Genomic DNA, 25,260 nt, shown 5'->3' with positions numbered 1-25,260 from the left:
ATGTCGACGATTCAACACATTTTAAACTTGTCGCTCGAACAGGTCGTCGGTGACCGTTTCGGGCGTTACTCGAAATATATCATCCAGGACCGGGCCCTCCCGGACGCGCGCGACGGGCTCAAACCCGTTCAGCGCCGCATCCTGTATGCGATGCACCATGAAGGCAACACGAACGAGAAACCGTATCGGAAATCGGCCAAGACGGTCGGGAACGTTATCGGGAACTACCACCCGCACGGTGACAGTTCCGTCTACGAGGCGATGGTACGCCTATCGCAGGACTGGAAGTTGCGCTACCCGCTCATCGATATGCACGGGAATAACGGCTCGATGGACGGCGACTCGGCTGCCGCGATGCGGTATACCGAGGCCCGGCTGTCGAAGATCGCCGGCGTCATGCTGACGTCGATCTCGAAAAACACGGTCGACTATACGCCGAACTTCGATGATTCGACCGAGGAGCCGCTCGTCTTGCCGTCGCTCCTCCCGAACCTGCTCATGAACGGGACGACCGGGATTTCCGCCGGTTACGCCACCGAGATCCCGCCGCACAACTTGACCGAGGTGCTCAACCTCGCCATCGCTCGTCTGAAAGGTCAGGTTCAGACGGCGACGGAAGCGCTCGAGTACATGCAAGGACCGGACTTCCCGTCCGGCGGGATCGTCATGGGACGCGACGGCATCTTGAAGGCGTTCGAGACCGGGAAAGGCAAAGTCATCATCCGTGCCAAATCGGTCGTCGAGCCGCTCAAGGGCGGCCGTGAACAGATCACGATCACCGAGCTCCCGTATGAGGTGAACAAGGCGAACCTCGTCAAGAAGATGGAAGAGCTCCGCCTCGACAAGAAAGTCGAAGGCGTCGCCGAAGTCCGTGACGAGACCGACCGGACCGGTGTCCGAGTCGTCATCGAGTTGAAGAAAGAGGCCGATGCGGAAGGGGTGCTCCACTTCTTCTTGAAGCACACTGACCTGCAGCTCGCCTATAACTACAACATGGTCTCAATCGTCAACCGAACGCCGAAACAGATGGGTCTGCTTCCGATCATTGACGCGTACTTGAAACACGTCGAAGAGGTCGTCACCCGTCGCACGACGTTCGAGCTCGACCAGGCGAAGAAACGCGCCGAGATCGTCGACGCGCTCGAACAGGCCATCTCGGTCTTGGACGAGACGCTCGAACTTATCCGTTCGGCAAAAGACAAGGCCGAGGCGAAACAGAAGCTCATGGCGCGGTTCTCGTTCTCGGACCGTCAAGCCGAAGCGGTCGTCATGCTCCAACTTTATCGGTTGACGAACACGGATATCGTCGAGCTCCAAAAAGAAGCGCAGGCGCTCCAAAAAGAGATCGCCCGTCTCGCCAACATCTTGAACGTCGACGCGACGAAACGGAAGCTCATCTCGAAAGAACTCACGGCGCTCCGTGACGAGTTCGGCGATGCGCGACGCTCGGTCATCGAGTCCGAGGTCGAAGAGTTGAAACTGAAGACCGAGGTCATGATTGCCGTCGAAGAGACGATGGTGTTCGTCAGCCGCGACGGCTACGTCAAACGCTCTTCGATGCGCTCATACGGCGCCTCCAGCGAAGAAATGCCGGAGATGAAGCAGAAAGACCGTCCTGTCCTCGTCACCCAGGCGATGACGACGGACCACTTGCTCGTCTGGACGAACAAAGGCAGCTACTTGCTCATTCCGGTCCATCAGATCCCGGAGTCGAAGTGGAAAGATGCCGGACAACACGTGGCCAACCTCGTTCCGATCGAAGGCGAACAAGTCGTCTCGGCCGATGTCGTCTCGACGTTCGAGACGGAAGCGCACTGTCTGTTCGTCACGCGTGAAGGGATGGTCAAACGGACGCCGCTCCGTGACTATGACGCCCAGCGCAAGTCGAAGGCGCTCATGGCGCTCAAACTGAAGGGTGACGACGAGGTCGTCTTTGCCGGCATCAGTGACGGTCCAGGACAACTGTTCCTCGTCTCTGAGCGTGGCTATGGCCTCTGGTTCAAGGAAGATGACGTACCCGTCGTCGGCCAACGTGCCGCCGGCGTCAAGGCGATGAACTTGAAGGACGGAGACGTGGTCGCCGATGCGTTCGCCTTCTTCACTCCGCCACTGTTCGTCCTCGTGACGCAGCGTGGAGCGGTCAAGAAGATGAAGCTCGAGGACCAGTTCGACTGCACGAACCGCAACTTGCGCGGGACGATGCTCATCCGCGAGGTCAAGTCAAAACCACACCAGATCCGTCGTGTGTTGCCGGTGCATGGGGATGAGACGATCCACATCGTCGGCAAAGAGAAAGCGAAGACAGTCAAAGCGAAGCAATTGACACTCCTTGACCGTTACGCCAACGGCTCGTTCGTGTTTGATGAAGAGACGTTCGGAGAGATTGAGGACGTGTATCTCGATTAAGGATGACCCTGTACAACAGACGTTGTGCAGGGTTTTTTCGTTCCGCTATACTGAACTAAAGCATAATTGGAACTTATAGAAACCAAGATGAATTAAGGAGATGATTCCTTGCAAGAATTGCTGAACGATCCATACATGAACAACTATCCAGAGTTCCGCACGTTCTGTGAATTGAAAAGTCTAGGATTACGAAAACAGGCACTCGCTGCCATGACCCCGTTTCTTAAAACGGTGGAGACATGGAGTTTTGAACAACGACAGGAATTCGTGAGCTGGCTATACACGCATGACGAATCGTCCGAGCGATCCGACTCCTATAATGTGTTCGTGCATTCGCTCGTCACGAACGTGCTACGGCCGACGCTGATCGAGTGGAAGCAGCGCTTTCCAAACGACCCTCGCCCACATCGCTGGCTGCAAGAGTATGAACAGGCTTTCGCGCTCGGTGGAGTGACCGAACAGATTGCGGTCCAAGCGCTTATGGATAAAAAAATCCATGCACTTTGGTTCGCGTTTCATCACATTAACGAAGATCTCTATCTCGGGGAGGTCGATGAGGACAGAGGTATCATCATGGAAGCGAGACAGCTGAACGAGTCTGTATTGAGTGAAGAAAAGCAAGTGGAATATGAGGCAGAACTTAGTTACTATAGCGACTTGCTGGCGGATTGGGTGACCTACACTCAGACAGAGTCAAAAGACGAAAGCTTTCTCGACTGGTGTGAACGGAACGAACGAAATTATCCGTTCACGGAAAGCTATTATTATGAGGAGTAAATTAAAAGACGCTCAAGGGCGCCTTTTGCTGATTGCATTTTAGATTCCAGCCTCCATCAAATAGCGCTTCAAGTCGGCCTGTTGCCGCAAATGATGCCGGGTATGCATCTCGATGAGGTCGTAAAACCGCCATGGAGAGCTTTGACGTCAAGGTTCGGCGAGCGGACGAGCGGTTGTGATTCAGTAGAGGCTGGACAACGCTCGATTTCATCTGCATACTCTAAAGCCACTGCGATGATATGGTCGTACATCTGCCCGATTGACCAGACGCCCGCTGCTGCCTCGTAGCGCAGTTGCCGTTCGGTGTAACCGTTCAAGTCTGCTTTGAACTGGTATAACGCTGAGTCCGCCATGTCCGACCTCCTTCGTTTTGTCTTTGTCCAGTATGACACGGGGGCCAGAGACGAGATTTTCAAACGACGGCGACATTAAATTCTCCGAGGAGCGGGTATTCATATACAGGAACGAGAACTTCCTTTGGCGAAATGGATAAGCAGGACAAACGATGGAGGGATGTATATGTCAGAATGGCTCAGTTGGGCCAAACGGCTACACGCGTTGTCACAGGCAGGATTGACATTCACGAAAGACGAGTTCGACCGGGAACGCTATCTAGAATTGCAACAGATCGCGACCGAGATGTTCGAGCGGCAATCCAACCTCGCGCTTCAAGAGATTACGGAGTTGACGCACGTTGACGGTTATCCGACACCGAAGCTCGACGTACGTGGTGTCGTGTTCCAAGAGGACCGCTTGTTGCTCGTCAAAGAACGCTCAGACGGTCGTTGGACGCTCCCTGGTGGTTTCTGCGAGGTCGGACTGTCCCCAGCAGAGAACATCGTCAAGGAGATCGAGGAAGAGGCTGGTTTCGATGTCGTGCCAATCCGTCTCGTCGCTTTGTTTGATATGCATCACCATCCGCACCCGCCTTTGTCCCAACACTATTATAAACTGTTCATCGAATGCGAAGTGATCGGGGGCGAGGCGCAGGCGAGTCAAGAGACGAGTGACGTCGGCTTCTTCACCCGGGACGATTTACCGCCGCTCTCGCTTGCCCGCAATACGCCTGAACAGCTCCATATGTGTTTTGCGGCCCGTTGGCAAGACGACTGGGTCACCGTGTTCGATTAAGGGGAGGGGATGACTTGAAGGTCACACGTCTAGAACATGTTCACCAGCTGACGTTTTATGCACCAATCTTACCGATCAACGTGCAGTTGATTGAGAAAGAACTTGGGCTCGTCTTGATCGATACCGCCTTGGAGCGGAACGCGGAAGATATCCTCGCATATATCGAGTCGCTTGGACAGCCGCTTCTCGCGATTCTGTTGACACACGCCCATGGAGACCATGTCGGGGGCGTCGATGCGATTTTGAAGGCCCATCCCCATGCGGAGCTATACGTCTCACGCCGGGACGCCCGGTTGCTCGATGGGGACCGAACGTTGGACCCGGACGAGCGGAACTTGAAAGTGAAAGGTTCTCTCCCGATGATCCATTCCTTGCCTGATAAGTTGCTAGATCCGGGGGAGCGTCTGTTTGGTCTGCGTGTTTATCCTGCGGCAGGCCATACGCCGGGGTCTATCGCTTATTTTGACGAGGCCCACCGTATATTGTTCGCTGGTGACGCGTTTCAATCCCATGGGGGAGTCGCGGTGGCAGGGGATGTCAGACCGCTCTTTCCGCTCCCGGGGATGGCGACATGGGACAAGCGGGCAGCGGTCGAGAACGCCGAACGGTTGATTGATTTGGCGCCGCGGCATACGTTCGTCGGTCACGGACCTGAGATCGCCGGGACGCATCGATTGTACCGGGCGCTCAAACGCGCCAAACGCAAGCAAGCACGGTTGTTCGCAAGATGATGCCGGAGGTGTAGGATGATGGAACTGCGAGAGATTCAGACAACACATTATCGTTCCGCGGAGCAAATGCTCGAGATTCAGCGAAACGCCTATGCGGTCGAGGCGGAATTGATCGGGTTTGATGAGATCCCGGCCCGATATGAGACGGTCGAAGTGATCCAAAACTTGCCGGGCACGAGTTATGGCTTGTATAACGACGAGCGGATGATCGGATTTATTACCATTGAAGCGGCCGAAAATACGGTCGAGGTCACGAAATTATGCATTGACCCAACGTATTTCAGGGCGAGGCTCGCGACGACATTGCTCGAACACGTGCTCAGCTTGCACGAAGATAAACTCGTCTACGTCCATACCGGAAAACATAACGGACCGGCGAAACGATTGTATACGAAACTCGGGTTCGAACCGAGCGCCGAGTTTGAGCCTGAACCGGGTGTCACGTTGATTCGATTTACTCGGACGTGAATCCTGGCTCAACTTTCACATTCCGTCTCACTTCTTTAAGTATACTAAAGAATTGAGACGGAGTTTTATTTTCACTGATAATATATGTTATGTAAACTAATGGAAAAAGCAGAGAAAATCGATGTCAGATGTGACGTCTCTCCTCTCAGCTGCAACTCAGAAAATCTTGTACCAATACAACGTCATGTCGATGTTCGGATTGCCGGTTTGTTTGAGTGTATCGACACCGCCGAGCGCGAACCCTTCTTTCGCATAAAATCGACACGCGATCACGTTATCGTTCTGCGCTTCGAGTGACAATCCGAGCAACGATTGCTCTTTTGCCCACGTCTCTGCAACACCGATTAACAAATGACCGAGCCCGCTGTTTCGATACGCTTTCTGCACAGCGATGTTCTCGATATATGCAAAACGGTTCCAGTCTCTTGCGACACGGATTTGTCCGATACAAGTCGTCTCGTCGAATGCCAAGAATACTTGTTTGTCCTCACGATTGATGTACTCAGACCAGTCCAGTGAATCGTCCGGGAATCTCGTCTCATAAACTTTCTCATATAACTGTTCCTCATACATCCAAACTCCGTCTCTATAGCTCGGAATGATTTTTCCGATGATTGGAAATGAATCATTTGCCTCGTTCACGACGCTGATGGAATCCTCATTTAACGTTTGAATCGAGATATCTAGGAATCCTCTCATTGGATCTTTCTCCTTTCGGACGCTCCTATATCGTCTCATCAGACTAGCCATACAGTGGCGGTTATGAAATCAAACTTGGAGGTTCAGTTGACAATACTTCGACTACATCATGTGATGTCAAGAACACATAATGGTGAATATCATAGATTTTTTCGTAAATGTTGTCTGCCTCTTCAGCTAGCCATTCCAAATAGTTTGAATCGGTCACTCGGAAGAGTGTCCACTCGCCAAAATAATTCGTGTCATAATGTTTATATAGATGGTCTAGCGTTTTTAAAAGCGTTCCTTCGTCTGTATTTCGATACGAAAACACAAGTCCGTCAAATAAGAATGTATATATGTTCTCATCCGCATCAGTAAACACGAGTTTTAATCCGTCTTTATCATCAATTAGAGCCTGCAATTCTAGTTTAGCCGGCACCTCTTTATTCACGCTCCATCTTTCCCATTTCGCCATTCGCATCCCCTTCTTTTATTGTGATCGTCTCTCACGCACATTACATACCCATAAAGAATAGGGTCATGAAATTCCAAAGCGATAATCCGAGCGGAATGAGGGATAAGATGGTAACCCATCTTTTCTTCATGAATAGTCCAATCAAAAGTGTGAGTAAGCCGATTATTAAAACGACGAACATAGTCATAAATGTCATGGTTGGTCCATCCTCCGGAGCTAGCTTATTTTAATTGGATTCAAAGGTAGCTACATACCACTCGCATTTTACATGATTTGCTATATCCGTATGAAAATCCTCTTTTTATAGTTTCTTTAGAATAAGTCATAACCAATATTAACGGTTTGGTGACTCAATTTTGTTCATTTTTGAACGTAGTTAGTACCCACCCGCTCAAATCCTTTTTATACCGATTCATATCTGTTTCGTTTATATGGATAAACTGTGTCACTTAACTGAATCGTTCATTCAAGGACGTGTTAGCGCTTTATGTGTTTATGTTTCAAATATAATTTAACGCCTGTTTCAAAGTGTTTAGGAGTTGCCACAGGACTAGTGTCATGCTATTTTTAGACAGATGATAACTTAAGGAGGAACTTGAATGAAACGTATGACAAAAGGTTTGGCAGCATCCCTATTACTCGCTGTCCCGCTCGCGGCGTGTGGTGATTCTAGCACCGATCAGGCCGAGACTTCGCGCTGGGACGAGATTCAAGAGAGCGGTACGCTCACGGTCGGGACGGCCGGTACGCTCTACCCTGCTTCGTTCCGGGCTGAAGAGAGCGACGAGTTGACAGGATTCGATGTCGAGTTGATGAAAGAGATCGGGCAACGGCTTGACCTCGAGGTGCAGTTCAAAGAGATGGCTTTCGACAACATGTTGACGAGTGTCCAGAACGGGCAGGTCGACGTCGCGGCGAACGATATTTCGGTCACAGAAGACCGCAAAGAAAAATTCGCGTTCTCGACGCCGTATAAGTACACGTACGGGACGGCCATCGTCCGAAAGAGTGACCTCTCAGGCATTGACTCGCTCGAGGACTTGAAAGGCAAGAGAGCCGCTGGTGAAGCGACGACCGTCTTCATGGAAGTGGCCCGTCAGTACGGAGCAGAAGAAGTGATCTATGATAACGCGACGAACGATCAGTATCTTCGTGACGTCTCAACTGGGCGCACTGATGTCATCTTGAACGACTACTACTTGCAGACGCTCGCCCTCGCCTTCTTCCCGGAGTTTGATATCGCCATCCACCCGGATATCGCCTACAACCCGCAAGAAGTCGCGTTCCTCATGGAAAAAGAGAACGATGAGTTGCAACAAAACATCGACCGCGTTCTCGCTGAGATGCTTGAAGACGGTACGGTGAAAGAATTGTCGGAGCAGTTCTATAACGGCGCGGACGTCTCGGTCGAGCCGGACGTCGATGCGACGATCGTCGAATTGGACTGAGCATGTTCGAAGGAGTGAAATGGGAGGCGATTTTTGACGCCGACTTGGCCATCCGCTCGTTCCCGTATCTTCTCGGTGGACTGCCGAATACGCTCTGGATCTCATTCGTCAGCATGTTTTTCGGACTCGTGCTCGGGCTCATCCTTGCCCTCGGTAAGCTGTCACCGTCGCGTTTGTTGCGTTTCCCGTCGACGTTTTATATCTCGTTTATGCGCGGTGTGCCGATTTTGATCATTTTGTTTATCTTATATTCAGGATTCCCGTTCATCGGGATTCAGTTTGCGGCGTTGACGGCGGCGATCATCGGGTTCAGTTTGAACTCGGCCGCCTATATCGCCGAGATCATCCGGGCCTCGATCCGGGCAGTGGATAACGGACAAATCGAAGCGGCCCGCTCGCTCGGGATGAACAAGTGGCTGACGCTCAAAGGTGTCATCTTGCCACAAGCGACACGGATCGCGCTTCCCCCGCTCTCGAACGTGTTTCTCGACTTGATCAAAGCGAGTTCGCTCGCGGCCATGATCACCGTCCCTGAGATCTTCAACAAGGCGAAGATCGTCGGGGGGCGAGAATTTGACTATATGACGGTCTACTTGGTCGTCGCCCTCATCTATTGGGGCATCTGCACGTTCATGTCGTTCTTCCAAGACTGGCTCGAACGGCATTTTGAACGCTATTTGGATTCACCGAAACGATGACGCTGCTGTCATCGTTTTTTCTTTTCGTATCATACGAGCGTTTGAATGTGCTATGATTTTCTTAAATATTCAGAAAAAGACGGGGGAACTACAAATGATACAACCATGGACCACATATTTGAACGACCAGGTGATCGGACAGTCGAAAGCCATCAAGCTGTCGACGATCGCCCTCCTTTCTGGCGGACACGTACTGCTTGAAGACCGGCCGGGGACCGGAAAGACGACACTCGCGAGAAGCCTCGCCTCTTCCGTGTCTGCTGCCTTCCAACGGGTGCAATGTACGCCGGACACGCTTCCGAGCGATATATTAGGGATGGAGCTGTTCAATCCGACGACCGGCTCGTTCGAGCGCCGGACCGGACCAATCTTCACATCGATCTTGCTCGTCGATGAGATCAACCGGACGACGCCCCGGACGCAATCCGCACTCCTTGAGGCGATGCAGGAACGCCAAGTGACGCTCGGCGAAGTGTCACTTCGTCTGCCGGACCCGTTTTTTGTCATCGCGACACAAAACCCGTTCGACGGGCAAGGCACGTTCCCGCTCCCGCAAGCCCAGCTCGACCGTTTCTTGTTCAAGCTGTCACTCGCACCGTTATCTCGCGAGTCCGAGCGCCGGTTGCTGCGGAATGAACATTTGAGCGCGGCGCCGTTCACGTTGAAGCAAGACGAGCTCGCCGAGATGCAACAAGCGGTCCGTGACGTGACGTTCCACGAGGCGATAGAGGATTACCTTCTTGATTTCGTCGAAGCACTCCGCCATCACCGGGACATCGAGGTCGGGCCGAGCCCGCGGGCGACGCTCGCTTACACGATGGCGGCCCGGGCCCATGCATTTATGGACGGACGCGATTACGTGTCACCAGAAGACATTCGGGCGCTCGCCATGCCGATTCTTGGCCACCGCGTCGTCTTGACAGTCGAGGCATCACTGAAGACGAAACCGTCGAAGCTGATCAAATCTGTCCTTGAGACCATCGCGGTCCCATCAGAGGTGTGACATGCAACTCGTCAGCCCTCGCTACCTCGAGTCCGGGTATATGTGGCTCTTGTTCGTCGTCGGGGTGTTCATCGCCTTGTACGGCAACGTCTTCCTCGCGAGTGCGATTCTCGGCTTCAGCCTCTATGCGCTCATCATGCCGGAGCTGTTGTTCCGTCTCGCCGATCACGTGCATGTCGATGTGACCGACGAGTTGAAGCTGTTCCCGGGTGACGAGGAGACGTATACGATCAAGCTTCTGTCGACGGCCCCAGTGCCACTCGGCGTCGTCCGGTTGTCCGGTTACTTGCATCCGACCGTCGATTCGGAAGACCATGCGTTTTGGCGCCAAGAGAACTATGTCGGCCGCGAGGCGGAAGTCGCCTATACGCTCCCGCTCAAGGCGATCAAACGCGGACCGATCCGAATCGAGGCGATCGGCATGGAAATCCGAGACCCGCTCCGCATGTTCTCGCTCTATAAAGAAGAACCGCTCGACCGGATCGGCTACGTATTCCCAGAATTCTTACCGTACCCGATCCCGAAACGGCCTCCGACGTTGCCCGGAGAAGAGATGGTGCGCCATAGCGCCTACCGGGATCCAGAGACGTTTCAATCAGTGGCGCCGTATCACGGCCAGCCGATGCGTCAACTGTATTGGTCGGCGTATGCGAAGACGGGCGAACTGCTCGCCCGGACCGAGCAACCGGTTCAGGCGAATGAATACGTCGTCGTCCTTGACTTGTTGACGAAAGACGGACGCGCCCTCACCCATCAGATGGAACGATTGATCTCACAGGCAGCAGCGCTATGTCGCGACTTTGAGAAAGAGAATGCGAGTTATGGACTGATCGTGCCGACGCTCACGAAGGACGGGATCACGTATGACCTCGCCCCGGGGAGCGGTGAGACACATTTCCGCAAAGTGATGACAACACTCGCTTGTCTATCGGAGCGGGACTTCCCGCTCGCGCGGTCATTATTCGAACGGAAAGTCGCGAAATACGGGGGCAGCCAGTCCATACTCCGGCTCGGAGGTGATGGTCGATGAAATGGTTATGGTGGGTGTTTGCCGCGTTTTACGTCGGTCACGTGTTTCCGCTCGTCTATCTGTTCACCCTTCGCCTGCCTCGTAATTGGCAGCTCGTTACCCAGACGGCGCTCAGCGTCGCGGCATTGTTCTTCTCGTATGAGATGAGCATTACTTTATTGTTATTCACGTATGTCCATGCCTTCATCCGGACGCTCGACTGGACGGACCGCTACGCGATCGCGAGCGTTCTGTTCCTCATCGTCGATTGGTTGTTCCCACCGGCGTCGCAACCGCTCGCGATGATTGCGTTTCCGTTCCTGTTCTTGTTCTGGCAACGGAGCCTCTATTACCGACGGGATTACAAACGGATGTTGTCGATGCTCTTCATCGGGCTCACCGTCGGTCTCGTCCTCGCCCTGCTTCTCCGAACGGTGAAAGAGCTCTTGTTCGGGGACTTGGTCGCATGGGTCAGTCCGTTCCTCATGTGGCTCGGCGGTTGGTTCGACGGCATCACCCTCGACCCATCGGATCGGGTGAACCGTTTCATGGTGCCGGACAATCCGAACCTCGACGCAGAGACGATGACGAACGAGACGTTTTTCGAGACGGTGTCGAACCAGTCGATGCTCGTCCTCGGATTCTTCATCATCTTGCTAATCGCTGGAATCGCACTATTCTTCTATCTACGAAAGCGGAACGAGGTGCAAGAGGACGCGGTCGTCCCGAGACACGCCCACACGCCGCATACACGGGCGTCACGTGCCGTGCGGACACCGAAACATGTACAACTCCTCGATGCCGGGAGACGTCTTGAGAAGGCTCATCCGCGTCATCGAGAAGAGACGGCCTCCGATTGGCTGACGCGCATCCGGTTCACGGACGCCCCACTGTTTGCCTCCTGGCTCGAGGCGGCCGAATACGGGGAGAAAGACGCGCCGGGTCCAATCGTTGAGGCGTTCGAACAACATGTTAAACAAGTACTCAAACAATAAGACCAGCGTGACCTCTAGGGGTTACGCTGGTCTTTTGTTATAAAATCGGGCTGAGCAACCGCGAGACGCTCTCTTTGAAGCGGATCCATTTCGTCCGTGTCTCATAGCGTTCGATCGTCAGTCGCTCAGCGCAGGTTTTGTCTCGTTCAAACGCCTCGATGACCGAACGGGCGACCGTCTCGTCATAGACAAGGGCCGAGATCTCGAAGTTTAAATGAAAACTTCGGGCGTCGATGTTCGTCGTCCCGATCGAGGCGACCTCGCCATCGATGACGAGCGTCTTCGCGTGCAAGAAGCCACCCTCGTACGTATATACGTCCGCCCCGTAACGGACGAGTTCGGCCGCGTTGGCGTACGTCGCCCAGTAGACAAACATATGGTCCGGTTTGTTCGGGATCATCAAATGGATTTTCGTACCGGACATGAGTGCGATCCGGCAGGCGTCTAAGAAACTCGCGTCCGGGATGAAGTAAGGCGTCTGGATGTAGATGCTGTCTTTCGCCTCGGTGATCATCTTGACGAGCATGTTCTTCAAATGCTCGGTCGTCGAATTCGGGCCCGACGTAACGATTTGGACCGGCGTCGCGAACGGATCGAGCGTCGCTTGTGGCCAGACGAGCGCTTCCTTCTCGGTCTTCTGCCTTGTCGGGACAGAACGGTTCCAGTCAAGGAGGAAACGTTCGAGCAGCTCGCGAACGGCTTCGCCTCGTATGCGCAAGTGCACGTCGCGCCAGTAGCCGAATTGTCGATTCGTCCCGAGGTACTCGTTCCCGACATTGAAACCACCGATATAGCCGATCTCTCCGTCGATGACGCACAACTTTCGGTGATTGCGGTTGTTGACACGGAAATTGATGCCGAGACGTGACGGGAAGAACGATTTGACCTCACCGCCATAGGCGAGCAGTTGTTTGAAATGATGGCGCCGCAAGCCGCGTGACCCGACCGCGTCGTACAGGAGACGAACGCGCACGCCTTGTTTGGCCCGTTCTGTGAGGGCGGCGATGAGCGCTTGGCCGAGCGAGTCGTTTTGAATGATATAGTACTGGATGTTGATTTCACGCGTTGCCGACTCGATGTCGTGAAACAGCGCCTCAAACTTCTGTTCCCCGTCATGAATGACTTGAATGGCGTTATGATACGTCACGAGGGCGTTCGTCGACAGTAAATTCAGCCGGGCGAGACGTCGATATTTGGAGAGGAGCGGGTCGCTCGTGAACAAGTCTTGCCGTGCGTCTAATTCGTCGAGCTGATCTTGGACGTGATGGGCGTATTCGATCCTTCGCTCTTCGTCGACTTGATAAAAATTGTTCGACTTGATCAAGCGGCCGAAGAAGATGTAGATGAAGAAACCGACGAGCGGTAAAAAGAATAAGACGAGAAGCCATGCCCACGTCGAGCCGATGTCCCGTCGTTCGAAAAAGATGATCGTGATGGCGAACGTCATGTTCAAAATGAGTAACAGGATTCCAAACACACTGATGATGACTTCGGTTGTGATCATGATCGCTTCCCCCTTCTCTTCCTTTCATACCCGTTCTCACCATTCAGTCGCCATCATAGCCGCTTTCGACGAGGAGAACACAAAAAAACACCGCGCCTGCGGTGTTTTTGGGGTCGTACGAATTAGTTTAAGATTGTGATTTGAACAGATTGACGACCAAATTGGATTGCTTGTTCTTGTGTCGGCATCAAGAGGTCGATTTTGTTCCCTTTGATTGCGCCGCCAGTGTCTCCAGCGATGGCTTCGCCGTATCCTTCAACATAAACTTTAGAGCCGAGTGGGATGACTGATGGGTCAACCGCGATGACTTTTTGGTTCGGGTTTGAACGGACGTCGATTCCTGTAGCTGTGATACCTGAGCATCCTGCACAGTATGGTGTATAGGCTGTGGCTTCAACTGTCATCGTCTTACCCGAAGCCGGAGCTTGGGTTTGCGTTGTCGACGTAGACTGTTTCGTCACAGGTGTAGATGTTGAAGCTTTCGGCTTCGCTGCAGGAGCGTCGTTCGCTACTGATGCAGCGGCTGCGCCTTTCACTGCGAATTGTTGACCTGGGAAGATAAGATCTGATTTAAGACCGTTCCATGTCATCAATTGGTTGACAGTGACGCCGTTGTTAGTCGCGATTCGATACAACGTGTCGCCTGCTTTAACTGTATACGTTTTAGATGAGTTCGAAGCTTTTGCTTCTGCCTTGCCAAGTTTCAATACTTGGTTCGGGAAAATCATATTAGAGTTTAAGCCGTTCGCTTGTTTAATGTCGTTTACAGAGACGTTGTTGTTCACGGCGATACGATACAATGTATCTCCAGACTGAACTGTGTGTGTTGATGCTGCCGAAGCTGGAGCAGCGACTCCTAAACTAAGGCCAGCGAGTGCCGTTAGTGTCAATAGTGGTTTTTTCATAAGAATATTCCTCCCTTTTCTAACGCTCCCTAACTGTAACACCTCTATATTTCACTGCGATTACAGCGCGATATGAGAGTGATATCAGTTCAGTTACAGAAGGTTATTGGCGATAAGTCAAGGAAGAGATTCTTACAAAACGGATACAAATGGCTTTGTTGAGCCGTTTCACGGTATACTAAACGAAGAAGAAAGGAGCGGATAGTCTTTGGAACTATTACTGCTATATTACATTGTGACTAATTTCCTAGCTTTTATGACATTCTTCGTTGATAAACGACGGGCAAAAGCGAACGCGTGGCGAATTTCGGAAAAAACGTTGTTGACGCTCGTCTGGATCGGCGGGGCGTTCGGGGCGTATATCGCGATGAGGCTGTTCCGTCACAAGACGTTGAAGCCCGCCTTTCGACTCGGCGTGCCAATCGCCATCTTGGTCCATGCCGGCATCACGGCGTATTTCATCTTCTGACGCCGTTATATAGAAGAAACTCGGTATGGGAATATTTACGCAGTCGGACATAAAATGTCTGATTCGTCGTCTGTTTAGGCAGAATCGAATTATCGGGACGGTGGAAATCAGAAAGAAATGTTCTATTGTTGAGGTGGGATGAGAATGAGAGACACACAGACGATTTTTTATATGGAATGGTCCGACGAACACGTCACGACGGTCGGGATAGACGTGACGACGCATTTCCATGCGTACGTCGTCAGGCAAGGTCGCGTCGATTTGCTGGTCAATGGAGAAAAGATTCGGCTTGAATCAGGAACGGGGCTCCTCGTCGCGCCGGGGCAATTGATAAAACGCACCGGATCGGCCGATCAGACTCGTCTCGTTGAAATCAAGGTCGACCCTTATGATCTATTCGCCCCCGTCATGGCGCAACAGTATGTGACTCCTTTCTTGAACATGCCACGTTTGACGAGAAAGCAGTTGTCACCGACGAACCGTCACGAAAAGGCGGTACTGGATACGATTGATAAGACGGCACGGACGCTCAAATCTGATACACCGTTCTCCCGTCTTGATGCCGTACTACAATCGACCGTGCTCTGGCGTTATTGGATTCAACAACCAACCGATGAACCGAGACGAGTGACGGGGCAAGATCGGATGACGGCGATGATCGCTCATATCCATGATCACGTGACGGAGCGCCTGACCCTCGAGCAAATCGCCGCTGCCGGCGGCTTGAGTCGCGCGGAATGTTGTCGCTATTTCATGAAATGGTGTGCGACGACCCCGCTCGCGTACGTATGTGACGTCCGCATGGAAGCGGCGGCCCGTCAGTTGCGGGGGACGGGCGATCCGATCGCTAAGGTCGCAGAGGACTTCGGCTACTCGAGCGTCAGCCATTTCGTTCAAACGTTCAAGAAAGTACATAAGGTCACGCCTCTCGCCTACCGTAAAGGAAAGAGGGCAAACTAAAAGCCGACAAGCGTTTGTCGGCTTTTACTGTGTTTAACGAGCTGTCCAACCGCCGTCAGCCTTCAAAACGTCGCCATTGACGAAACTTGAATCATCCGACGCGAGGAAGAGCGCAACCTTGGCGATTTGCTCCGGTTCACCGATCGGCGCCTCCCCTGCCCCTTGGATGGCCCGCATCCCGAGCTCGCTCGGCGCGGTGATCGTGGCACCGATATTCGTATTGACCCCGCCCGGTGCGATGGCGTTCGCCCGAATCTTATTGAACGTGCCGTATGTCGCGGCGATGTTTTTCGTCAATCCGATCAGTGCGTGCTTCGAGGCGACGTAGGAGGCACCGCCCCGTGTCCCGAACAACCCGCCGACCGAGGCGTTATTAATGATAACGCCGCCTGACTCTTGTTTGTCCATAATCTGAATCGCGGCCCGGGCCAGTTTCATCGGTCCGGTCAAATTGACGGCGAGGACCCGGTCCCACACCTCGTCGGGCACTTCGCCGACAGTCAAAAAGTTGTCCATAATGCCGGCGTTGTTGACCAAGATATCGAGCGAACCGAACGTGCTCGTCGCCGTATCGATCATTTTATCGATATCTTCTTGTTTCGTGACGTTCCCCGAAACACCGACAGCTTCCCCGCCACTCGCTTTAATCTCTGAGACGACTGCCTCGACTGTATCCCCGTTCATGTCGACGGCGACGATGCGCGCCCCTTCCTCGGCAAACAGTTTGGCGATGGCGCGCCCCATTCCTGACCCGGCCCCGGTGACGAGCGCCGTTTTACCCGATAATTTCACACCGCATTCCTCCTTGTTGAGACAATCAACAGCGACAGAGAAAACGACATGTGCATGTTGCTCACGTGTCATTAGTCTATACCCGGATTTGGAGGAAAACGTATCTCTGTTTGGAAGAATATGCTTCTGTTCAAGTAGTTCGTCACGTACAATGGAAAGATACAGATATTGGGAGTTAAAAGGTGGGGTTTGATTGAGTGGTTATTATGCAGAAGTGATCGGAAGTGGGACACCGATTTTATTTTTACCGGCCGGGGGATTCACTGGAGAAGAAGGCCGCTCGCTCGCTGAAAAGCTACGCGACGACTTTGAGGTCCATTTGCTCGATTTGCCCGGATTCGGACGAAGTGAAGGGATTAGACAAGTCGTCGATGCCAAACAGATGGCGGATTGGGTCAACGATTACGTCGTGACACACCGACTCGGGTCGGTTCATGTGATTGGACACTCCCTCGGAGGTGCGGTCGCACTCGCTTTTGCCGTTCATTATCCCGAGCAAGTGAAGCGACTCGTATTACTCGATCAAGGACACAAGGCGTTCCCGCGCGTCCCGTTAAAAGAATATGGTATTTTTGGACTTCTCGTCCCGCTCCTGAGCGGGATTTCTCGCCTGCTAGGCCCTCGGGTTGTAGAACGAATTGAAAGAAAGATGGTCTCAGACGAACGAGCACAGCCCATCTCAGACGAACGGTTCCAAATGTTTTGTACGAAGACCGGTCTAACCGAACGAGATGAGATTCGACGCGCATTGGATGCACCGGCCAAGCTCGGACAAGGCGGATTGAATCTGTTGTTCGGCTTCTATCGCCTTGACGTGCCAAAGCTCACGCGGTCGCTTCAGGTCCCGACGTTACTTCTTTATGGGGATTTTGTCGGACTCGACGATAAAGGGGCCCGGTTGACGCAATCGGCCATTATAGATATGCAGCGGCATGAGCTACCCATCACTTACATACGTGTCACGGGTGGCCACTTCGTTCATTGGAATCCGGCGTTCCCGATTGAACAGGTGCGACAATTTTAAAAAAAACAGATTGAGGACGAATCCCCAATCTGTTAACGTTCACAAGCGATGCCGTCTTTGTCCCGATCTTTCGTAATGTTCGCTTGATACAGCGCGGCATCGACGTGTGGCTTGTATTTTGTTTTTCCACCTACGTTTTTGACGGTCTTGTTTTTCGCAACACCGCCTTTATACGTCTTATTCAACTCAGTGCAGTTTTTGAATTTCTTAGCCGCAGCATCGACGGATGATGTCGGCGTCACGCTCATCGTGAACAATGCAATTCCAGCGATCGAGGCATGGAGTAATCGTTTCATAGGTAGTCCTCCCTTATTATACGTAACAACAAACAGTTGTGATTATTATACGTCCGGTTATGAGAGATTTACCTTCTTTCACAAAAGTTCAATGTTTAGAGACGTACGTTGATTATGCATTTCAATACATGTCTTCCCTACAAACGAATAGCATCCAAATATCAGTATTATAATCGACAAGAGAGAAGGTTAATCATGGATTTTATCAATTTGATACAACAACGTGCAGTCCCTTTACTCGTCCTCACGCTATTTGTATTATTGAACTTCGCCTTTTTGATAGCGATCTGGAAGAAACGCAGTCACTACTCAAACGTCTTCTTGGTTTCCGCTACTACACTTGCAATCGCTCTCGTGCTCACAGCTACAATTCTCATGACGTTCACAGTACTGATCGGCTATAACGACTGATCTAAAATAGCCAGTATATCCGGTAGTGAACTACTCGCCACTTATTTGCTTCGCAAATTGAAGTGGGAGCTTCTTGGGAAGACCGCACTTTTACTAGCCACGGTTGTTTACCAAGCTCGTCGGGCAAGTCCCTGCCCTGAAGGTTTTTTTAGTCAGCTAACATCAACAGGTTGATGCTCGCATTGATGTCGCGGTCATGATGAGCGCCACACGTACACGTCCATTCGCGTACATCCACTGTTTTCTTCTCGCCTTTTTCGCCGCAGGAAGAGCAGATTTGCGTCGATGCGTACCATTGATCGGCCTTGATGAGCGTCCGTCCGTAGAACTTACACTTGTATTCTAGCTGTCGGACGAACTCATACCAACTGACGTCGGCGATCGATTTGGCGACCTTGTGGTTCTTCATCATGTTCTTCGATTTCAATGTCTCCACGACGATGACTTGGTTCTCGTCAACGATTTGTTTCGACAACTTATGAATAAAGTCTTTACGTTGGTTTGCGATTTTCTCGTGTTTCTTGGCGAGGATCAGTTTGGCTTTCTCTCGGTTCTTGTTTCCGATCTTCTTACGTGACAGAGCGCGCTGCGCCTTCTTGACCTTCTCTTCTGACTTGTGAAGAAAGCGAGGATTATCAATCTTATTTGAAAGCATCTCGTCATTCGTCATGATGGCGAAGTGCTCCAAACCGAGATCGATACCTACTTTGTTTTTAACGGGAATCCATTGTTCGTCATCCTGATTGACAAGGATGGAGATGAAGAACTTGCCTGTCTTCGTCATTGTTTGAACTTCACGAAGCCGATCTTAGGGAGTTTCACCTTCCCGTCCTCGATCCGGACGCTCCCGTTCTGATTGTTGGTCGTGTAGGAGGCGCGGTCGCCGTGCTTCGATTTGAACTTCGGAAACCCGACAGACTTGTCGCGGAAGAAGTTGGCATATGCCTTGTTCAAGTCCATCTGGGCGTTCGCCAGAGACAAGCTATCGACCTCTTTCAAGAAAGGGAATTCGGGCTTATACTTCGCCGGGGTCGGGAGCTTCTGCTTTGCGTCAGGGTTCAGCCTCGACTCTTCATATAACCGGATACGTTCCTCGAGCATCTTGTTGTAGACGAAACGGACGCAACCGAACGTCTTCATGAAGTATTCTTGTTGTAGCTTTGTCGGGTATAGTCGAAACTTATATGCCTTCAACAAAGTGATCACTCCCTTCCTTGTTTTTCGATGTATTGCCTGATGACGTCGATCGTCGCACCGCCGGTCGTCACGAGGCAGTAGCTCCGAGACCAGAACATTTCTTTCCACAGTCGTCTCTTGACGTGTGGAAAGTCCCGTTTGATCAGTCTGCTGCTGGCGCTCTTGTAGGCGTTCAGAAACTTCGACATCGCTGTGTTCGGGTTAGCCTTGAACAACACATGGATATGATCACCGTCATGATTCCATTCGGTCAGTGTGATATGGTATGACGCGCCGATCCGTTCGAACGTCTGTCTCGCGAACCCCGAGATGGCGTCATCAATCACCTTGCGTCTGTATTTGACCACCAAGACGAGATGGTAATTCAGAAGAAAGACTGAATGTTTGTATGTATCCATTTTCATTGATAGTTCAGTCCTTTTGATTGGTTACATCCATTATACCAAGCACATACAATCTTGCTAACACAGGCGATTCATCTCCCACCTACGCTGGGCTTCGCCCCGAGACGCTTAGAGGAGGGAGAATTCTCGCCTACTATTGTTAAAAACCACCTGTTCAGACCAAGTGTCCTGACGCAGGTGGTTTTTTTATCGTTCAACGGTGCATGTCGATTGTGTCTGTGATGATGTAGAGAAAAAAGTCGGCAAACGATTGCTTCTTAACCTCCTAGACTGCCTTCGAACACTTCGGGGTACTTCTTAATCATCTTTACGACCCGATTGAACTTCAACTCAATTTTGTTCATCGTGTTTTCTCTCCTTCGTCTTGCACGCGTTTATAGATGTCGATGTCCCTACTTCTGAAGTCGACGCGTGCATTCCAGTTCCGGACGTCAGATTGAATGATAAACACATCGTCTGATTCCCAACGACTCGTTCCGAAATACAACGAGAACGCGTACGGGCTCGCAATCTCTTCAATCACCTTCTTTTGAAACAGTCTTATACCTCGTTCGTACCCTTCAATCCAAAACGACGCACCGGTCACCGAGACGCTCAATTTGAAAAGCACGATCCGATTGCGTTTTTTGTTCGATTTCGGTGTCTTATTCAGCAAGGCGACCAACTTATAGTCGTTCATTTCAATCTGCTTCAGGCAATGCTCGATCATGTCAGAAATCGGTCGTTCTGTGCTACTCGTCTGTTCTTCTAACAAAGGCACGAGCACGTCCCGAATGACTATCGCGAACTGCTGAAACTTCTCTTTCTCATCAAGCATCATCTCATACGTCTCATAATCGAACGTCTCATGCGTGAACTCGTGCGTCACGAGTTGATGATGTGTGTCATCATACGTATGCGTATTGTATGTATGATTTGTTTCAGCATGGATAAGGTTTATCCCTACAAAATTAGGGTCTTTGAAACGAATGTCCCCGCTCTCCACGAAGCGTGACAACGCACGTGATAACAATTCTTCAAAAACGTATGACGAATGAATCGCTGTGATGTGTTTCTTTGCCCAGTTCCGGTCGCGCTGCGCGTTTACGCTCGAATATAAACGAATGGTAATATGACTCATCTTTATCCCCTCATTTCTCTCACTTCTCCATTATACAAAAAACTCCTTTTGACGATCATCGAGATCATCAAAAGGAGTCTGAGATTACTTGACCGGTTCGTACGTGAGCGCTTCCCCGTTCGTCTCGATCACGTGCTTGTACCAATCGAACGAGTCTTTTTTCATCCGCTCCATCGAGCCGTTGCCTTCGTTGTCACGGTCGACGTAAATCATGCCGTAGCGTTTCTTCATCTCGCCCGTCGTGAACGATACGATATCGATGATGCCCCACGGCGTGTAACCGATCAAGTCGACGCCATCATAGACGACCGCCTCTTTCAGCTGCTCGATATGTGCCTTCAAATAGTCGATACGGGCCGCATCATGAATCTTCCCGTCAACGATCTCATCGACGGCACCGAATCCGTTCTCGACGATGAAGAGCGGGATTTGATAGCGGTCATACAACCGGTTGAGCACGTAACGGAGACCGACCGGATCGATTGCCCATCCCCAGTCACTTGACTTGATATACGGGTTCTCGACACCGTTCGGCAGACCGCCGTTGACGATATCACCGCTGTTGTCGGCGACGATGTCACTCTTCACGGTCGTCGACATGTAGTAGCTGAACCCGAGGTAGTCGACGGTCCCGTTTTTCAAAATTTCCTCGTCCCCTTCTAGGAACGGGATCGTATAGCCTTCACGCTCGAACTCGTTCAAGGCGTAGCTCGGATAGACGCCGCGCACTTGCACGTCCGGGAAGAAGTAACGCTGGCGCATCATCTCTTCAGCGAGCATGACGTCGTCCGGGTTCGACGAGTACGGATAGATCGGAACGTGCGAGACCATCGCCCCGATCTCGAAGTCGGGGTTGATCGCCTTCCCTTTCGCGACGGCGAGGGCGCTCGCAATCAACTCGTGGTGGCCCGTCTGATACATGACCTCACGCGCGTTCTCCCCTTCTTCGACGATGACGCCTGAGTTCGTCCATAAGAAGAGCGGGTTGTTGACGTCCATCTTGTTGTTGATTTCATTGAACGTCATCCAGTATTTGACCTTGTCTTTGTAACGGTCGAAACAGACCTCCGCGAAGCGGACGAAGTGGTCGACGACGGCACGGTTGCGGAACCCACCGTACTCGCGTGCGAGGTGGAGTGGCATCTCGAAGTGCGACAACGTGATGATCGGCTCGATATCATGCTTCAACAGCTCGTCGAACAAGTCGTCATAGAACTTTAGACCGGCCTCATTCGGCTCTGCGTCGTCTCCGTTCGGGAAAATCCGGCTCCAGCCGATCGAGGTGCGGAGACACTTCAAGCCCATCTCGGCGAACAAGGCGACATCCTCTTTATAGCGGTGGTAGAAATCGATTGCCTCATGGTTCGGATAAAACTCGTTCGGCTCGACCTTATCCGTGATGCGACGCGCGACGCCGTGTGCACCGGCCGTCAAGACGTCGACGACGCTCGGTCCTTTGCCGTCGGCGTCCCAGCCACCTTCAAATTGGTGAGCAGCGAGTGCGCCACCCCATAAAAAGTCGTTTGGTAATGTTTTCATTGTAGTTCCTCCTTAATTGTTCACAATCGTGAGCATTACTTGTGTTGTGTCTGTCTTGTGGTTTGGTTGAACGAGCACATCGGCGTATGTCGCACTGTTCGTCACGATGACCGGTGTAATCGTCGAGACGTTGTGGGCTGCAATCATGTCACGGTCGAACGTCGTCAACACATCGCCCGCTTTGAAGCGATCCCCATCCTTCACGTGCACGGTGAACGGTTTCCCGTCGAGCGTCACCGTATCGAGCCCGACATGAATCAAGAGCTCAATTCCTGAGTTCGAGCGGAGCCCGATCGCATGTTTTGTCGGCGCGACCATGACGATCGTCCCGTCAAACGGTGCTACGACATTATTCCCGTCTGGCTCGACGGCGTAACCTTTCCCCATCGCCCCGGAGCCGAACACGTCGTCCGGAATCTCGTTCAACGCGAGGACTTTCCCTGACACCGGTGAGACGATCGTCTCTTCCTGAACGAGCGTTGCACTCGCTTCTGCCGTCGCCGGTGTTTCTGTCGCTTCCGTCACTTGTTTAGCCGTATCTTCTCCAAAACCGAAGAGTTGAATCAAGACGACCGGGAGAATGATGGCGATTGCCGTCCCGATCAACAGTCCCCAGATTGACGAAGGGACGTCCGAACTGATTCCGTTCACGAGCGTGAGCGGACCCGGAAGGCCGGCATAGGCGAAGTAGTATGGATTAAAGAAACTGGCGACGATGGCGCCAATCGCACCTGAGATACATCCAAAGATGAACGGCTTTTTGAAACGAAGCGTGACCCCATAAATGGCAGGCTCGGTAATCCCGAACAGACCGGTGATTCCAGCCGAGACGCCGACTTTTTTCGTCTCTTGACTCTTCGCTTTCAAGATGACACCAAGAACGGCGCCGACTTGGGCGATGACGGCAATCGTTTGATACGCCTGGAACGAGTCGCGGCCGTATAAATCAAAGTTCGCGAGCACCATCGGCGTGACGCCCCAATGGACACCGAAGATGACGACGACTTGCCACAGGCCACCGATGATGGCACCGGCGAGCATCGGCGCGTTTTCTGCTAAGAAGTTATATCCGTTCGCGATCCCAACCGCACCCATCGTCGTGATCGGTCCGATGACGAGAATCGTCAGCGGCACCATGAGTACCAAACTGAAGAACGGGACGAATAGTGGACGAATGACCTCGTTCATATGTCGGTTCAAGAACCGCTCGACGTAAGATAAGATCCAGACGAGGAAGAGCGGTGGCAAGACGGACGACGTGTACGTCGTTCCCGATAAGGCGAGCCCGAGGAAGCTGATCGTCTCCCCTGACGTGATGCGTGCTGCCATCTCGGCCCATGTCGGGCTGACCAATGCCGCGCTCGCCGCCACCGCGATGAACGTGTTCGTCTTGAAATGCTTCGACGCGGTGATGGCGATAAAGATCGGTAAGAACGTGAACGGCGCCCACGAGATGAAGCTGAACACTTCGTACGTCCCGGTCTCGGCGAACCCTTCAAAGAGAAGCGTCGTGATAATGAGCGTCCCTTGCAGAATCCCCGCGGCAGCTAAAATATAGATGAACGGAGCGAACACGGCAGACATCGTCGCGATGATGCGGTTGAGGATTGTCCCTTTACTTCCCTCTTCCGTCTCGTTCGTCTCCATCTTCACGAGCTTCGAGAACTCATCGAACACTTCCCCGACGTGTTGCCCGATGACGACCTGGAATTGTCCGCCCGTCTCGACGACCGTGATGACCCCTGGCATCGCCATGACTTTCTCTTTCGCTTGCGGATTCGACCGTTTCAACACAAGGCGAAGCCGTGTCGCACACCGCGCCGCATTGATGACGTTCTCTTCCCCACCGACCGCATCTAAAATGTCACGGGCGAGCTTTGAATAATCCCGAACTTTACTCAATTGAAAACCCTCCTTTGATGTAACGCTTACATTTTGTACACTCTTACTATAATTGTACCGGTACAATTAATCAAGACCGATATAAAGAATGTGTGTGATCTTTTTTCTAACAGGCGTGTGATATAATAAAGACATCATGACAATGTAGATGAGGGACAAGGATGCTAAAATACCAACAGATTGCAGCAGAGATTGAGCAGTACATTAATGATCAGGATTTAAAACAAGGGGAAAAGTTGCCTGTGCTCGAGCAGTTGATGAGCCAATATGGCGTCAGTAAGAGCACCGTCACGAAGGCGCTCGAGTTGCTTGAACGTCGTGGAGTCATCTTTCAGTTGCGGGGAAGCGGGATCTTCGTCCGGCGTCACAACCGCCCGGGCTACATGAGTCTGTTCTCGACGCAAGGATTTAAAAGCAACCTCGGCGACCGCGTCTTGACGTCGGATGTGCTCGATGTGTCAATCACGAAGCCGAGTGAAGACGTCGCCAACAACTTAGGGATTGACGTGTCGGATGACGTGTATCGCGTTGAACGCGTCCGCTACGTCGATGGGGAAGTTTTTTGTTACGAGGAATCGTATTATGTGAAGGCGATTGTGCCCTATTTGAATCGGGAGATTGTCGCCGACTCGATTTTCGACTACGTCCAAAGTGCGCTCAGCGTCACGATCGGTTTTTCCGATATGTATATGCAGGTCGGGCGACTGAACGAGACGGAGGCCGGTTATCTTGGCCTGAAGATGGACGACCCGACGCTCCGCATCGAGACGATTTTCCATCTGACGAACGGGAAGCCGTTCGACTACTCACGAATCACCTACCATTACAATCATTCTCAGTTCGTTGTCCAGGCGAACGGGCCGTACATGTGAAAACACCGCTCGACGCGATGGCGTGGAGCGGTGTTTTTGTGTG

The 25,260-nt window shown here is 52.1% G+C and carries 26 protein-coding genes and 1 pseudogene; 15 read left to right on the top strand and 12 right to left on the bottom strand.

All coding sequences use genetic code 11. The features are described from left to right. Together parC and L971_RS11715 are read left to right on the top strand one after the other, a co-directional pair. On the top strand, positions 1-2,406 hold the full coding sequence (gene parC, locus L971_RS11720) for a DNA topoisomerase IV subunit A (protein ID WP_047375972.1): 2,406 nt from the start codon (positions 1-3) through the stop codon (positions 2,404-2,406). A gap of 108 nt (positions 2,407-2,514) precedes the next feature. Beyond that, positions 2,515-3,183, top strand: a complete 669-nt coding sequence (locus L971_RS11715) for a hypothetical protein (protein WP_047375970.1) — start codon at positions 2,515-2,517, stop codon at positions 3,181-3,183. Positions 3,184-3,251: 68 nt separating this feature from the next. Here L971_RS11715 and L971_RS11710 read toward each other — a convergent pair whose 3' ends face one another. Next, positions 3,252-3,536 carry a hypothetical protein gene (locus L971_RS11710; RefSeq protein WP_024371903.1) on the bottom strand — a complete coding sequence of 95 codons (285 nt, stop codon included), beginning with the start codon at positions 3,534-3,536 and terminating at the stop codon, positions 3,252-3,254. Between the two features lie 166 nt (positions 3,537-3,702). On the opposite strand from L971_RS11710, the gene L971_RS11705 reads away from it, so the two are divergent. The 3 genes from L971_RS11705 to L971_RS11695 are packed head-to-tail and all read left to right on the top strand — an operon-like array spanning position 3,703 to position 5,513. Continuing rightward, a complete protein-coding gene (locus L971_RS11705; RefSeq protein WP_047375967.1) occupies positions 3,703-4,314 on the top strand; it encodes an NUDIX hydrolase in 612 nt (203 codons plus the stop codon). A 14-nt stretch (positions 4,315-4,328) separates the two neighbouring features. Continuing rightward, positions 4,329-5,045 carry an MBL fold metallo-hydrolase gene (locus L971_RS11700; RefSeq protein WP_047375965.1) on the top strand — a complete coding sequence of 239 codons (717 nt, stop codon included), beginning with the start codon at positions 4,329-4,331 and terminating at the stop codon, positions 5,043-5,045. Between the two features lie 15 nt (positions 5,046-5,060). After that, positions 5,061-5,513, top strand: coding sequence for an N-acetyltransferase (locus tag L971_RS11695; RefSeq protein ID WP_231557604.1), 453 nt, complete (start codon positions 5,061-5,063; stop codon positions 5,511-5,513). 156 nt (positions 5,514-5,669) lie between these two features. Here the strand turns inward: L971_RS11695 and L971_RS11690 are convergent, their stop codons facing one another. Together L971_RS11690 and L971_RS11685 are read right to left on the bottom strand one after the other, a co-directional pair. Next, on the bottom strand, positions 5,670-6,212 hold the full coding sequence (locus tag L971_RS11690; protein ID WP_047375963.1) for a GNAT family N-acetyltransferase: 543 nt from the start codon (positions 6,210-6,212) through the stop codon (positions 5,670-5,672). Between the two features lie 61 nt (positions 6,213-6,273). Next, on the bottom strand, positions 6,274-6,669 hold the full coding sequence (locus tag L971_RS11685) for a hypothetical protein (RefSeq protein ID WP_047375961.1): 396 nt from the start codon (positions 6,667-6,669) through the stop codon (positions 6,274-6,276). A gap of 599 nt (positions 6,670-7,268) precedes the next feature. Here L971_RS11685 and L971_RS11680 point away from each other — a divergent pair. The 5 genes from L971_RS11680 to L971_RS11660 all read left to right on the top strand — a co-directional run bounded on the left by L971_RS11680 (position 7,269) and on the right by L971_RS11660 (position 11,822). Then, on the top strand, positions 7,269-8,117 hold the full coding sequence (locus tag L971_RS11680) for a transporter substrate-binding domain-containing protein (protein WP_024371897.1): 849 nt from the start codon (positions 7,269-7,271) through the stop codon (positions 8,115-8,117). A gap of 2 nt (positions 8,118-8,119) precedes the next feature. Continuing rightward, a complete protein-coding gene (locus L971_RS11675) occupies positions 8,120-8,815 on the top strand; it encodes an amino acid ABC transporter permease (RefSeq protein WP_024371896.1) in 696 nt (231 codons plus the stop codon). 94 nt (positions 8,816-8,909) lie between these two features. Then, positions 8,910-9,818, top strand: coding sequence for a MoxR family ATPase (locus L971_RS11670; protein ID WP_029335021.1), 909 nt, complete (start codon positions 8,910-8,912; stop codon positions 9,816-9,818). Between the two features lies 1 nt (position 9,819). After that, positions 9,820-10,848: a DUF58 domain-containing protein gene (locus L971_RS11665; protein WP_024371894.1), complete on the top strand. Its 1,029-nt coding sequence runs from the start codon at positions 9,820-9,822 to the stop codon at positions 10,846-10,848. After that, the gene (locus tag L971_RS11660) at positions 10,845-11,822 is read left to right on the top strand and encodes a hypothetical protein (protein WP_047375959.1); all 978 of its coding nucleotides are present in this window, start codon (positions 10,845-10,847) and stop codon (positions 11,820-11,822) included. The genes L971_RS11665 and L971_RS11660 overlap by 4 nt, the downstream gene beginning before the upstream one ends. Before the next feature lie 37 nt (positions 11,823-11,859). Here L971_RS11660 and cls read toward each other — a convergent pair whose 3' ends face one another. Next, positions 11,860-13,326 (bottom strand): cardiolipin synthase, encoded by a 1,467-nt coding sequence (cls, locus tag L971_RS11655; protein ID WP_029335024.1) that lies wholly within the window; start codon positions 13,324-13,326, stop codon positions 11,860-11,862. A 122-nt stretch (positions 13,327-13,448) separates the two neighbouring features. After that, entirely contained in the window at positions 13,449-14,231 is a 783-nt protein-coding gene (locus tag L971_RS11650; RefSeq protein ID WP_034816633.1) for a LysM peptidoglycan-binding and 3D domain-containing protein, read from the bottom strand. A 208-nt stretch (positions 14,232-14,439) separates the two neighbouring features. On the opposite strand from L971_RS11650, the gene L971_RS11645 reads away from it, so the two are divergent. Together L971_RS11645 and L971_RS14865 are read left to right on the top strand one after the other, a co-directional pair. Further along, positions 14,440-14,700, top strand: a complete 261-nt coding sequence (locus L971_RS11645; RefSeq protein ID WP_024371890.1) for a DUF1294 domain-containing protein — start codon at positions 14,440-14,442, stop codon at positions 14,698-14,700. A gap of 144 nt (positions 14,701-14,844) precedes the next feature. Continuing rightward, positions 14,845-15,660 (top strand): AraC family transcriptional regulator, encoded by an 816-nt coding sequence (locus tag L971_RS14865; protein ID WP_052200381.1) that lies wholly within the window; start codon positions 14,845-14,847, stop codon positions 15,658-15,660. 33 nt (positions 15,661-15,693) lie between these two features. Here the strand turns inward: L971_RS14865 and L971_RS11635 are convergent, their stop codons facing one another. Next, the gene (locus L971_RS11635) at positions 15,694-16,452 is read right to left on the bottom strand and encodes a glucose 1-dehydrogenase (protein WP_047375956.1); all 759 of its coding nucleotides are present in this window, start codon (positions 16,450-16,452) and stop codon (positions 15,694-15,696) included. Positions 16,453-16,645: 193 nt separating this feature from the next. On the opposite strand from L971_RS11635, the gene L971_RS11630 reads away from it, so the two are divergent. Continuing rightward, the gene (locus L971_RS11630) at positions 16,646-17,476 is read left to right on the top strand and encodes an alpha/beta fold hydrolase (protein ID WP_047375953.1); all 831 of its coding nucleotides are present in this window, start codon (positions 16,646-16,648) and stop codon (positions 17,474-17,476) included. A 32-nt stretch (positions 17,477-17,508) separates the two neighbouring features. Here the strand turns inward: L971_RS11630 and L971_RS11625 are convergent, their stop codons facing one another. Next, positions 17,509-17,724, bottom strand: coding sequence for an excalibur calcium-binding domain-containing protein (locus tag L971_RS11625; RefSeq protein WP_369793386.1), 216 nt, complete (start codon positions 17,722-17,724; stop codon positions 17,509-17,511). Positions 17,725-17,967: 243 nt separating this feature from the next. Here L971_RS11625 and L971_RS11620 point away from each other — a divergent pair, with 243 nt between their 5' ends. Further along, positions 17,968-18,183: a hypothetical protein gene (locus L971_RS11620; protein WP_024371885.1), complete on the top strand. Its 216-nt coding sequence runs from the start codon at positions 17,968-17,970 to the stop codon at positions 18,181-18,183. A 148-nt stretch (positions 18,184-18,331) separates the two neighbouring features. On the opposite strand, the pseudogene L971_RS11615 reads toward L971_RS11620, so the two are convergent. From L971_RS11615 to L971_RS11595, 5 genes and pseudogenes are all read right to left on the bottom strand, one after another. Further along, a pseudogene (locus L971_RS11615) lies at positions 18,332-19,380 on the bottom strand (RNA-guided endonuclease TnpB family protein). A 5-nt stretch (positions 19,381-19,385) separates the two neighbouring features. Continuing rightward, positions 19,386-19,784 carry an IS200/IS605 family transposase gene (gene tnpA / locus L971_RS11610; RefSeq protein ID WP_047375951.1) on the bottom strand — a complete coding sequence of 133 codons (399 nt, stop codon included), beginning with the start codon at positions 19,782-19,784 and terminating at the stop codon, positions 19,386-19,388. Positions 19,785-20,124: 340 nt separating this feature from the next. After that, complete coding sequence (locus L971_RS11605) at positions 20,125-20,904, bottom strand: hypothetical protein (protein WP_047375949.1); 780 nt, start codon at positions 20,902-20,904, stop codon at positions 20,125-20,127. 84 nt (positions 20,905-20,988) lie between these two features. Next, complete coding sequence (gene bglA / locus L971_RS11600; RefSeq protein ID WP_024370395.1) at positions 20,989-22,443, bottom strand: 6-phospho-beta-glucosidase BglA; 1,455 nt, start codon at positions 22,441-22,443, stop codon at positions 20,989-20,991. A 12-nt stretch (positions 22,444-22,455) separates the two neighbouring features. Then, the gene (locus tag L971_RS11595) at positions 22,456-24,345 is read right to left on the bottom strand and encodes a beta-glucoside-specific PTS transporter subunit IIABC (protein ID WP_047375947.1); all 1,890 of its coding nucleotides are present in this window, start codon (positions 24,343-24,345) and stop codon (positions 22,456-22,458) included. A gap of 161 nt (positions 24,346-24,506) precedes the next feature. On the opposite strand from L971_RS11595, the gene L971_RS11590 reads away from it, so the two are divergent. Then, positions 24,507-25,217, top strand: a complete 711-nt coding sequence (locus L971_RS11590; RefSeq protein WP_047375945.1) for a GntR family transcriptional regulator — start codon at positions 24,507-24,509, stop codon at positions 25,215-25,217. Positions 25,218-25,260 lie beyond the last annotated feature (43 nt).

This window comes from Exiguobacterium sp. ZOR0005 (assembly GCF_000798975.1).
GTDB lineage: Bacteria > Bacillota > Bacilli > Exiguobacteriales > Exiguobacteriaceae > Exiguobacterium > Exiguobacterium aurantiacum.
This window is presented reverse-complemented; position numbering and strand designations above follow the sequence as displayed.